We start from the raw sequence: 11,688 nt of genomic DNA, 5'->3' as shown, positions 1-11,688 counted from the left end.
TCAATCTTCAATTTGACTTGTTTAAGCTTTATGGCGAGGTCTTTTTTTAAAAGTTTATAAACCTGTTCAGAAGAAAACTCTTGTAATATATTCCGTGATTCAATTTCTACTAGACCTCTTTCAATAGTTGTCTTAGTTTTTTAATGTAATCTCTATAGAGATTTACGTAACATTTCTTTTACCATATTAAAAACCATTGTATTAAACTCCTCTTTAGCTTCTTCGTTGTCATTAATGACTTTATAAAAATCAAAATTTGTTGTTACGTGTTTCAGTAATTCGTCTTGAGCTAATTTATCACTTGTAATTCTTGCATTCTGTTCGTCAGAATGTTCGATGGAATTTAGCATATCTTTGTTTTTAGCCACTCCATTTACAACACTTTCAGCCATTTGTCTGACCTTATCAGCATCTTCAAATTCAGTTCCATAGCGGTCATTAAAAGTTTTAATAATATTAGATAATTGGTCAATTTCAGGGTCAGATGTTCCGCCTCTCATTTCTGTAGGAATAGGTTGTAAATCTTCTCCCTGTTCCATTGCTATATTTGTGGTGGCTTCCAACTGTAGGCGGTAACTATCCATATCTATATTATCTAAAACACCTTGTGAAAAATCAGGTTCAGCATCAGTTCCTAATTTGCTTTGTAAATGATTTAAGAAAATATACAGACGCTCTAAATATGCATTTTCAAAATCTACAATTTGAGATAAGAATATATACAAACGTACATAAGTCTTTACTTTTGCTCTAAAATCCGCTTGTTGCTCTTCTTCTAAATCTTCTCTAAAAACAACACTTGATTGGTCTAAAATGTCGTGTAACTGGTCTACTGTTACATTTGCTAATATTTTATTTGAAAACTTTTCTACTTGCTCTCTAGAATAGACTTGATAACTGTCTAAAGCATCTTGTAAGTCAAATAATTTATTTGGGTCTGTAGCCTCTCCTAAAATAGTATTTTCAAAATATGGTTTAAATGCTTTTTCTATATCCTCAGAAGAATTGGCAAAATCTAAAACAAAAGTATCTGTTTTTAACGGATGACTTCTATTTAGTCGGGATAAGGTCTGTACCGCATTTACACCACCTAATTTCTTATCTACATACATTGTATGAAGCAGTGGTTGGTCAAAACCTGTCTGAAACTTATTAGCTACTAATAAAAATTTGTATTCATCTTTTTCAAATTCTTCAGGTATGTTACCGCTTGGAAAACCATTTAAACTTGATTCAGTTTCTCCATCTATTTCCCCAGAAAAACCAATAATTGCTTTGTATGGACTATTAATAGATTTTAGATAAGCATCAAAAGCGTGTTTGTATTGTACCGCTTTAGCTCTGCTACTTGTAACCATCATAGCTTTTGCTTTGTTACCCATTTTATTCTTCTTAACTACATTATCTATAAAATGGTTAATCATTAAAATGGATTTCTTTTTGATAGCATGGTCATGACCTTCGACATAGGCTTTCAGTTTTTTTTGAGCCTTTTTCTTATCGTACTCTGGGTCGTCTTCTATCTTTTTCAGTAAAGCATAAAAGCTTTGGTATGTTGTATAATTAAGCAATACATCTTTAATAAAACCTTCTTCTATGGCTTGTTTCATTGAGTACAAATGAAATGCTTTGTATTTGGTTTTTCCATCCTGTTCAAATGGTTCGCCAAATAATTCTAAGGTTTTGTTTTTTGGCGTAGCTGTAAAAGCAAAATAACTTGCATTAGGTAAGAGTTTACGAGCTTTCACTATTGCCCTTATAAAATCTTCACCTGTTACTTCATTATCTTCTGTTTCATCATAGTTTTCTAAATCACTTTGAAGCTGTTCTTCGTCTGAAACTTTGGCTAGTGTTTCGTTTAATTTACGAGCCATTTGTCCACTTAAACTACTATGTGCTTCGTCTATAATGATTCCAAAATTATTGCTTGGTAAATCACCAATATCCTCGACAATATGGGGGAATTTTTGAATGGTAGTAATTATTATTTTTTTTCCTTCTTCTAAAGCAGTTTTTAATTGCTTACTTCCATCTGTAATAGCTTGTACAACACCTTTGACTTGTTGGTATTGTTTTATGTTCTCTCGTATTTGCTTATCTAAAACTCTTCGGTCTGTGATGACAATAACGGTATCAAAAATTGTTTTAGAACCTGATTTATCATGTAAACCAACCAGTTGGTGAGCCAACCAAGAAATGGAGTTGCTTTTACCTGAACCTGCCGAATGTTGTATCAAATATTTTTGACCTGCCCCTTTTTCTTGCGCATCTGCTAATAATCGGGAAACAGCGTTTAATTGATGAAAACGAGGAAATATAAGTTTTTTAGTTTTCTTTACTTTTTTCTTACCCTTAGCGTCTCTATACTCTTTGTCTTCTGTGATTAATTTAGTATAGTTTTGAAGGATATTGGTAAGAGTATCTTTAGTTAAAATCTCTTTCCACAGGTAATCTGTTTTTATACCACCATTAGGTTCATTTCCTGCTCCGTTTTTATTTCCTTTATTGAAAGGTAAAAAATAAGAGCTGTCGCCTTCTAGCTTTGTACACATCCATACTTCTTCTGTGTCTACAGCAAAATTAACAACCATCCTGCCTAAACGAAATAACTCTTCGTTTGGGTCACGGTCAGTTTTGTATTGTTTTATGGCATGTTTTACATTTTGATTGGTAAGCTCGTTTTTAAGCTCAAAGCTGATAATTGGCATACCATTAATAAACGTAACAATGTCTAAAGATTTTTTGTTTTTTGGCGAAAAATAGACTTGACGCATAACCGAAAAAATATTGGCTTGGTACAAGTCATTTGCTTTTTGGTTGTATACAGAAACTGGTTTGTCATAAAACAAGCGTAGCTTGGTATCTGTAAAGCCATCTACAATACCTTTACGCAAAACTTCTATAACGCCCTTTTGTTTTATTTGGTCGTTTAAACGCTTTACTATTTTTTGTTTGTAAAGGTCTTTATGGTAACGTTTTAATTTGTCTAATGCTTTGGCTTGTGTTTTTTCTAAAAACTGAAACAGCAAATCTTCATCAATACAATTGATATTATTGTAATTGCTGTTTGCTCTTTCTACATAGTTGTTGCTATTAACTAAATAATCAACAATATGCTTTTCAAAGCCATTTTCTTTTGTATTGGTGTTTTTACTCATAGTTAATTCAAATTGTGGTCATGAAAGTAATCATTTAGCAATACGATTATTTTTTCAAAATGTTCTTTTGCTTTTTCATCATTCCAAATATCTTCATTATATATTAAATCTGATTTTAAGCTATCTATACTTCCTTTTGCTTTTTTATTTTCAAACATACTGCGTTTAACACCATATGCTTTGTCACTGTATTCTGAATTTATACTTCTAGTAACCAGCACTAAATTGCCCATTGTATCTAAGGTTTCAATACAAACCTTGTCTCTAGGGTCTCTTGGGTTTTGCGGGCCTATATGTTCAATTGAGTTTCTTGCTGTCATTTTATAATTACTCCATTCATCTTCTTTATCCAATTGACCTCTATAATACCAGAGTATAAATTCTATTTTATAAAACCAATAGTGTGGAAAGCTAACTCCTGAATTATTTAAATTCTCCAGAGTACCGAAAACTGTTTCTGCATCACATTCTACATCTAAAAAAACTTCCATAGAATTAATAGTTCTTTCTGGTAAAGAAATATGCTCCGCATTTGAACTAAATAAGGTGTTGTCTAATTGTCTTAACCAGTAATAGGCATCATTAAATGATGGTTTTTCATCAATCATCCAATATAAAAAAGGTGTCAACCAGTATTGAGTCGTGTTTTGTTGAGAATGGTATAATATGCTTTGTAGCAATGCCATTCCGTTCAAACTGTCTTTATTCAATCTTCTCAAATAATAAGTCCAGCCTCCTTTTTTTTGGTTTTGTTTATAAATGTCCTTAATACCGTGTTCTTCTCTGTCTTCTGAAACAGTAATCCATTTTATTACATATCTGTCAAAGCTATATCTAACTTTAAACAAGGTTTTAAAGAATCTAACTACAAATTTTTCGTTGATAATTTCAGACTTCAAAAAGTGCTTATCAAAAGTTTCTAAAAGCTCTTTTTCATTGATACGTAAAATATCTTCTTCTTCATTTTCGAATAGAAAAATACGTAAAGTATGTAGCAAAAGTTGAGGAAAAGAGAGAATACTCCTTACTGGTTCAAACTCATCTTCATTTGATTCTGGATGATGAGTAATATTGTCTTTAATTGAAGTTGCAATATCCTCGTATTGTTCAGGATGTTCTAACACATCGCTTAGCATAAGAGTGGTTTGAGGATTTGAACTTTCGAATAAATTTAAAACATCATCAATATCAAATCCATTATGAAAAATATGCGCCACATCTTTTGATGAGCCAATTTCTAAGGCAATAAGACGCTCTAAATAATTATCCATTACTGAACATACTTGCCATAGTTTGGCATATTGATTCCTCTTTTCTACATTTTTAATGTAGTTAAGTAATCTAGCTTTAAGTATCTCGTGATGTGCCAACTGCTCACCTCTGTTGTTTAAGGCTTCAAACAGTTTGTTAAGGTCTGTAGTTTTTGGCACATCGGTTAATACCATTTTTACTTTTTCAAAAATATAATTTGAGAATTTTATTTTTTCTTCCTCATCTTTTAAGTGTTGTAAAATCAATTGGTTAATTTGATTTCGAGCTTTCCCTATTTTTAATAAATCAGAATAGTCTTTTGAATCATTTGATGAAGAATGTTCTGCATTACCTATATTATTGAAATAGTCTGTTACATTTTGACGTATGGCAAACTTTAACCTAAGTTCTCCATTTTTATAGGTGAATGGCTCAAGATTACCTCCTAATTCATTGGATAATAACCATAGTGTGGTAAATCGCTGCTGCCCATCTACCAGGTCATACAACTTGTCGCTGTTTTCATTATTTACAGTTATGACTCCACCTATGTAGTATATGTCCTTATCTGCTTTATATGCTGTAAGTAAATCTTCAAATAAGGTTTTTACTTGCTCCTCTGTCCAAACATACAATCGCTGATAGATAGGAATATTGAACTCAAATTCTTGAGCTACAATAGATTTTATATCTGTTAAATTTGATACTATGCTATCCATTGCTTTCGGCTCTTTACTTCAATTAATCTATTATCAACATCCTTATTATAATACTCACATAACCTTTCTATATATCGGTCTATTACATTGTTTTTTACTTCTTTTTTTCCATTTAAGAACCCATTATTGATATAGATGTTTTCAGTAGGTTTTGCTTGATTAATAAAACTAAACACTTCATTAGGCAAATAAGCACTGCATATGACATCCAATAAGCTATTAGACGCATTTTTTAAACTGTTTTTTATGGCTTCTTGACGCACATAATATTTCTCTAACCTAATGGCTCCCAAATAATAATCGAAATACTGTATGGCTTTAAAGAACTGTTCTTCCTTAAAATTGTCATAGTAGGCTACTAAACACATTTGCATATAATAACGTAAATACTCCGACATATCTTTGGTGTACAAAGCATTATAAAAAAGCAATGCTTTTTCTATTTCAAGAGACTTCTGTTCTTTGGTGTTAAAAAGAAAACGAAATATGGCGTGATACTTATCTGTATAATCAAAAAAGTTCTGTCCTTTATAGATGGGTTGCCTTATAGCAAAAGGATAGTCTTTTTTAGCTAAAGGTTTTTCTGCTGATACCAGTAGTACACCATTCTCTGTATATTCTAATTGGTGATAACGCATATTGTTATTATTAGGAAATAAACGAAAAGCGTTTTTAGTCTCTGTACTGTACGTGTTTTTTTGAAACTCTGTTAACACTTCCGTTTTATTGGGATACGGAAAATGCGATTGCCCTTTCCATTGTCTCACCTTAAACAATATTTCATTGAATAAATGTTTGAGGTCTAGCAAATGGTTATCTTCTTTTCTGGCTTTAAAGGTAATATCTTCCCAAGATTTTGCTTTTTGCTCTTGTAGTTTTTCGGGTAATGCTCTAAGATGATATGCTTTTAGATAATCATCTACGCCAAGACTAACACCTCTATTGTTTTGTGAATCGAAAAACGCAAAAGCATGGTCTTGATTATCACTTACAATTACCGTAAACTCTAGCTTGTGGAAAATTTCAGAATCCTTTAATTTTTCTAATCTAGCTATGGATTGCTTTGCAAAGTTTAAGTTTTTGGCAATGTTAAAACCTGAAACACTTTGATTGTATTGTACATTTTGCCCTTTTAGCAACGAGCCATATAGTTGGTAATAGATTAGTGCTAATGTTGTAAGTCTTTGTTGACCATCTATAATTTGAAAATTAGCATCTTTAGTATTGGCAAACAACAATACAGAACCCATATAATAGGTTTGTTTAGGACTTGAAGCAATGTATTCTTCCCAATCTTGTAACAACTCTTGTACTTTGGCAACATCCCAAGTATAAGAACGTTGATAATCTGGTACGACCAAATTTGGAAATCTCTCATACAAGTCAAAAAAACGGTATGTATTAACTTGTATCAAATTAATTAACTTCTTTTTTATAATTAGAAGCTTCCTCTGCTACCATTGCCAAAGGTGTTTCTTCTGTAGGTAGTTTAAAATCTCTTACATCTATTTTACCTGTAACCGCTTCTGCTATTAAAGCTGTTTTGTATTCTTCTACTAAAGTAATTTCTTTCTCTATTGTGGTTATAGTCTTGGTTACTGTGTTTAATTCACTTTGTATATATTCTGAAATTTTAATTTGTTCTTCAATTGGAGGAATAGATGTATATATTGTTTTTAAGTCATTAATGTTAAACCTAAAAACCTTTACACCTGTGGAATATTTACGAAGTTCTTTTGTGAATACTTTTGAAGAGTAATACAAATACTTTCCATCTATTTTTTTATTTGGTTTTAACAGCATTTGTTCTCCACCTAATAAACCTATATCAGTTCTATTGTAAAAAGCAGAATGTCCTAAATCTTCTATCGTTTCTGAAGTTGAAACAATAATTACATCTCCTTTGTTTACAACCTGTGAATCTTTATAAAACTCATCATTAACATAAAACTGAAAATTTTTATCAACTTCATCAATTTTATATGTTTTTCCATACTGCAAAGCAACATAGTTTCCATTACTCAATAATTCATCTTTTTTAAAACTTGAATTACCTCTTACAAAATTGGAAACACCAATTAGTTTGGTTGTTTTCCAATGTTCAGGGATTTCGCCCAACCATTCAATTCCTGAATCTTTCATTGGTACATTTGGGTTGATGCCTTTTGTAACTGCTTGGTTTATTATGGCTGCTTTTTGCTCGTTGAGTAACTCAATGAGCTGTTTTTTCTTGTTGATAAAACGGTTGATTTTCTCGGTTTTGTAGTCGAGAAAATTGGCTATTGTGGTTTGTTCTTGTTTTGGTGGAAGTGGCAAATAAGAATCTTTAAACTTTGAAGTATCAATATTTTGACCTTCTCTAATACCAGTTACCAAAAGGGTAAGACCACTTATATATCTTTTAGATTTTAAAAGGTATCTGTAGTATTTATGTACAACTTCCTCTTGTGGTTTTAAAATAGTATACGCTGGACTAATAATACCTCTATAATGAGCATATTCTATTCCTCCTTGAAAAGACCTCAAGCTAATAACAAAATCTCCTTTTTCAACTAATTTTAGTGTTTCAAAGTTTTTTGTAGCTGTAACTGTTGTATTACCATATAATGATTTTGGAATAACACCTTTCGTTTGTGTTGCAGCTAACAATTCTTCATTTGGAAAACCCTTTATTGAAGCCTCTATAAAAATTCGTTTTGATTTTACAACTTCCCAATGACTTGGAACATTTCTAAGCCATTCAACTTCTGAATCATAATATTCTGGATATTGCTTTAGTTTCTTCATTTACTCAACAATTTCCTTTAATAATCCATCTGTTTCAGCTTCTAAAGCAACAATTTCATTAGAAATATCTTCAAGACTTCTGAGGCTTTCATACTCATAAAAATATTTATTAAAAGCAATGTCATAACCCACTTTCATTTTCTTTTTGTCATACCAAGCATCAGGTGCAAATGGTATTACCTCTCGTTCAAAATATGTGTCAATGGCTTCAGTCATTGGTACATTTTCTGAATCTTTTAGGTCTTTATCAATTACATATTTTGTGTTCTCTACTCTTTTTTCGGGTTGAGTTTTATGTTTCCTATAATCATTTATATTTTTAAAGACTGGCTTAGCATCACTATTTGTTTCTGCAAATACAGACAAAACATCCCTAAGGGTTTTATTTATAAATCCTTCCTTTTTAGCTCCCAAATGATTAGAAAAATCAATTATAGATTTATTGAAATCTAAATGGATATCATCTCCAAAATAGTTTGCTATTTCTTCAATGTTAAAACCTGCAACATTCAATAAATCTTCTAAATAAGCTCCTTTGCCATTTTTTATTTTTTCTTTACAATTAGTAATAGCTAATTTTAATGGCTGTTGCGTTGTAATTTGGTAAAAGCCAAAATCCTCATTATCGAATATTTTAGAATATTCATTTTCTTCAAAACCAAAATAGATGTTTTGAATCTTTTCAATATGAGTAGAAGTCAATTCTACTTTTTTATCTCCAAGACCTTTTTTCATTTTCTTCGTAAAAATATCTTTAGAAGATGCATTTATCAATTGTACTTTGCCTTTTCGTTTGTCTTCTTTTACATTGCTTAAAATCCAGATATAGGTGGCAATACCTGTGTTATAAAACATATCGTTGGACAATTGTATAATGCATTCAAGTAAATCGTTTTCTAAAATGTATTGGCGTATGCCACTTTCACCACTCCCTGCATCGCCTGTAAATAGGGCAGAACCATTGTGTACAGAAGCAATACGGCTACCACCATCTTTTGGGTCTTTCATTTTAGAAAGCATATGTAGCATAAACATTAACTGTCCGTCATTGCTACGTGAAGTCAAACATGTTTCTTCGAGTTCGCCTTTAAAGTTTTTAATAGGTAGGTTAAAACGTCTGTCGTTTATTTCTACTTTTTTACCAGTGCCTACGTTTAAGTTTTCTATGTCTTGTTTCCAACTTGTTCCATAAGGTGGATTTGTTAACATAAAATTGAATTTCAGATTTGGGTCAAAACCATACTCACTCAATGTAGAGCCAAACTTTATTTTGTCTGGGTCTTCGTTTTTTAGCAACATATCAGATTTACAGGTGGCGTACATTTCACCCGTGTTTTCTTGACCGTATAAATGAAAAGTTGCTTTTGATTTTATTTCACCATCAGGATTGGTTGCATATTTTTTAGATTGTGTTAGCATTGCTCCAGAACCCGCACAAGGGTCGTATACTAAAAAGGTTCCGTTTTGTATTTGGTCTTTTACAGGCAAATACACCAAATGGGTCATTAATTCAATAATCTCTCTAGGTGTAAAGTGACGTCCAGCAGCAGCGTTTGTTTTTTCGTTGAATCTGCGAATTAAGTCCTCAAACATATAACCCATTGCCATAGGTGATATTTTTTCAGGGCGTAATTCTATTTTTGGATTACAGAATTTCTCAATAAGTGAAAAAGTAATACCACCATTTTCAAGTGTTTCTAATTGGTTTCTAAATTTGAATTTAGAAATGATGTCTTGTACGTTTTCCGAGAATCCGTTTAGATAGTCCTCAAAGTTGCTGTCAATGTTTTTTGGGTCGTCTAACAACTTTTTCATTGTGTATGGCGAAGTATTGTAAAATGCCAATCCAGAACCGTGTTCTTTACTTGTTAATAACCCTAGAAGATTATCTATTTTACTCTTAAATTCTTTATGCGTTTTAAGTACTTGGTCTTTGGTAGGCTCTAACGCCAAATCTAAACGCCTTAACACTGTCATCGGTAATATAACGTCTTGATATTGGTTTTCTAAATACTTATTGATTAAAACATCATCTGCTACTGTCCAGATGAAGTTTATAATAGGTTGTAGGCTTTGTGTATCTAAATTCATTTATTTTCTCTTAAAATCTCGTTTCTCAATTAGTTCTTTTGCCTCCATATTCAATATTTCAGCTATTTCAAACAGGACTTCAATACTCGGCTGTCTTTTGTTTCGAGCATACTCATTAATCGTGTTATAACTTTTACCCATCTTATTGGCAAGCCAAGTTTGACTAATTCCTTTGTCTTTAAGAACTTCCTTTATTCGGTTCATTTTAAACCATTTTTAAGTTATGCCTAATCTAGTAATTCTCATTGAAATATGATGGGATTTTACACTGTATTTTATTGAATTTAATATTTCGATTTTTTTTATAATCGTTATTTCATTTATTTTAGTGTTTCCAAATAGTTTAAACAAGGGTATTTAATGAAAGAAACACTACACATTTTAGTCAGAGTAAGCACGTCTGTTCAAGAGGAGGAAGGAACATCACTTAAAACACAAATGGATGTTGGAATAGACTTAGCTAAAAAACTAAATATGAACTATGTCATACATAACGAAGGTGGTACATCTTCTTCAAAAGACACCCTTGACAATCGACCAGTACTATTAATAGTTCTAAAACTGATTGATTCGAAAATTATAAAACATTTGTATGTGTGGAATACAGACCGATTATCTCGCAGTCAAATAACGTGGTATACCATAAGACAGAAGATGATTGCAAATGGAGTCATTCTTCATACATCAAATGGTGTACATAATACACAGGACTTTATGGAGAATATGATTCTTGGCATTCTTAGCGAAGTTTCAACTTACGACAATATGGTTAGGAAAGAGAGAAGCAGACTAGGTAAAATCGAAAAGGTAAAACTAAACTATTGGAGAGGAGGAGACTGTCCTTTTGGCTATAAGCTCAAGTGGGATGGAATTGGAAATCGATTAACAGAAAATGAGTCCGAAAGTAAATGGATTCGTATGATTTATAGTGAGTATTCTAAAGGAACATCTTTGAAAGAAATAAAATCAATACTTGAAGACAACAAGATTAAAACAAGAAGAGGGAATAAACTCTGGTCAATGGGTTCTCTCCAAGTTATTTTAAAGAATGAAATATATACTGGGCAACAAAAATTCACAGATAAAAAATCTAATACCACAATCACTAATGAAGTGCCACAACTTATTAGTTATACATTATGGGACGAAGTTCAATCTAGGAAAAAAGTAAAACTAGAACGTAAAAATCAAATTAACAGAACAACACGGTTTTACTTGTTTAGAGACTTTTTAGTTTGTGGTTGTGGAACACCAATGGGAGGTAGGACTAACGAAAAGAAATATATTCGCCAGTATTATTGTCCTCTAAGTGAGCGTAAATTTAATAATTCATATAAGCAGAATGTTGAATGCAATATGAAACGATGTTTAAACATACCTAATACTGATGGTATTTTATGGAATAAAATTATTGAAATTTTAACTAACACAGCTGAGATAAAGGATGTTTTAAAACAAAAAACACTTATCGGTAGTAGCTTTGATACTAATGAAGTCAAACGAGTGATAGAGTTAAACGAAGCTGAAATTTTAGAATTAACAAAAACTAAGACAACTATTGAAAGAGGTCTAGTAGAAATTGAATCACGGAATATATTACAAGAGTTTTCTTCTGAACAGGTTTATAAACTTTTAAAAAAAGACCTCGCCATAAAGCTTAAACAAGTCAAATTGAAGATTGA

General features: G+C 31.5%; 7 protein-coding genes. 1 reads left to right on the top strand and 6 read right to left on the bottom strand.

Annotated elements, in window-relative coordinates:
• Positions 1 to 152: 152 nt before the first annotated feature.
• The 6 genes from ACVC08_RS02510 to ACVC08_RS02485 are packed head-to-tail and all read right to left on the bottom strand — an operon-like array spanning position 153 to position 10,210.
• Entirely contained in the window at positions 153 to 3,158 is a 3,006-nt protein-coding gene (locus ACVC08_RS02510; protein ID WP_452600881.1) for a type I restriction endonuclease subunit R, read from the bottom strand.
• Between the two features lie 2 nt (positions 3,159 to 3,160).
• Complete coding sequence (locus tag ACVC08_RS02505) at positions 3,161 to 5,128, bottom strand: DUF262 domain-containing protein (protein WP_452600880.1); 1,968 nt, start codon at positions 5,126 to 5,128, stop codon at positions 3,161 to 3,163.
• Positions 5,116 to 6,543: a DUF262 domain-containing protein gene (locus tag ACVC08_RS02500; protein WP_452600879.1), complete on the bottom strand. Its 1,428-nt coding sequence runs from the start codon at positions 6,541 to 6,543 to the stop codon at positions 5,116 to 5,118. The genes ACVC08_RS02505 and ACVC08_RS02500 overlap by 13 nt, the downstream gene beginning before the upstream one ends.
• Position 6,544: 1 nt before the next feature.
• Positions 6,545 to 7,915 (bottom strand): restriction endonuclease subunit S, encoded by a 1,371-nt coding sequence (locus ACVC08_RS02495; protein WP_452600878.1) that lies wholly within the window; start codon positions 7,913 to 7,915, stop codon positions 6,545 to 6,547.
• Entirely contained in the window at positions 7,916 to 10,006 is a 2,091-nt protein-coding gene (locus tag ACVC08_RS02490) for a type I restriction-modification system subunit M (RefSeq protein WP_452600877.1), read from the bottom strand. It lies immediately after the preceding gene.
• The gene (locus ACVC08_RS02485) at positions 10,007 to 10,210 is read right to left on the bottom strand and encodes a helix-turn-helix domain-containing protein (RefSeq protein ID WP_452600876.1); all 204 of its coding nucleotides are present in this window, start codon (positions 10,208 to 10,210) and stop codon (positions 10,007 to 10,009) included.
• 156 nt (positions 10,211 to 10,366) lie between these two features.
• Here ACVC08_RS02485 and ACVC08_RS02480 point away from each other — a divergent pair.
• Positions 10,367 to 11,688, top strand: a 1,322-nt coding sequence (locus tag ACVC08_RS02480) for a recombinase family protein (protein ID WP_452600875.1), incomplete at its 3' end; no start/stop codon positions are given.

The organism is Pontimicrobium sp. MEBiC06410 (assembly GCF_053601615.1).
Note: the sequence above shows the minus strand (reverse complement) of the source record. Positions and strands in the feature narration are given on the sequence as shown.

Excerpts from the sequence above, each read along its gene's own strand:
- ACVC08_RS02495 (WP_452600878.1), bottom strand. The coding sequence starts at position 7,915 with ATGAAGAAACTAAAGCAATATCCAGAATATTATGATTCAGAAGTTGAA.
- ACVC08_RS02510 (WP_452600881.1), bottom strand. The coding sequence starts at position 3,158 with ATGAGTAAAAACACCAATACAAAAGAAAATGGCTTTGAAAAGCATATT.
- ACVC08_RS02490 (WP_452600877.1), bottom strand. The coding sequence starts at position 10,006 with ATGAATTTAGATACACAAAGCCTACAACCTATTATAAACTTCATCTGG.
- ACVC08_RS02485 (WP_452600876.1), bottom strand. The coding sequence starts at position 10,210 with ATGAACCGAATAAAGGAAGTTCTTAAAGACAAAGGAATTAGTCAAACT.
- ACVC08_RS02505 (WP_452600880.1), bottom strand. The coding sequence starts at position 5,128 with ATGGATAGCATAGTATCAAATTTAACAGATATAAAATCTATTGTAGCT.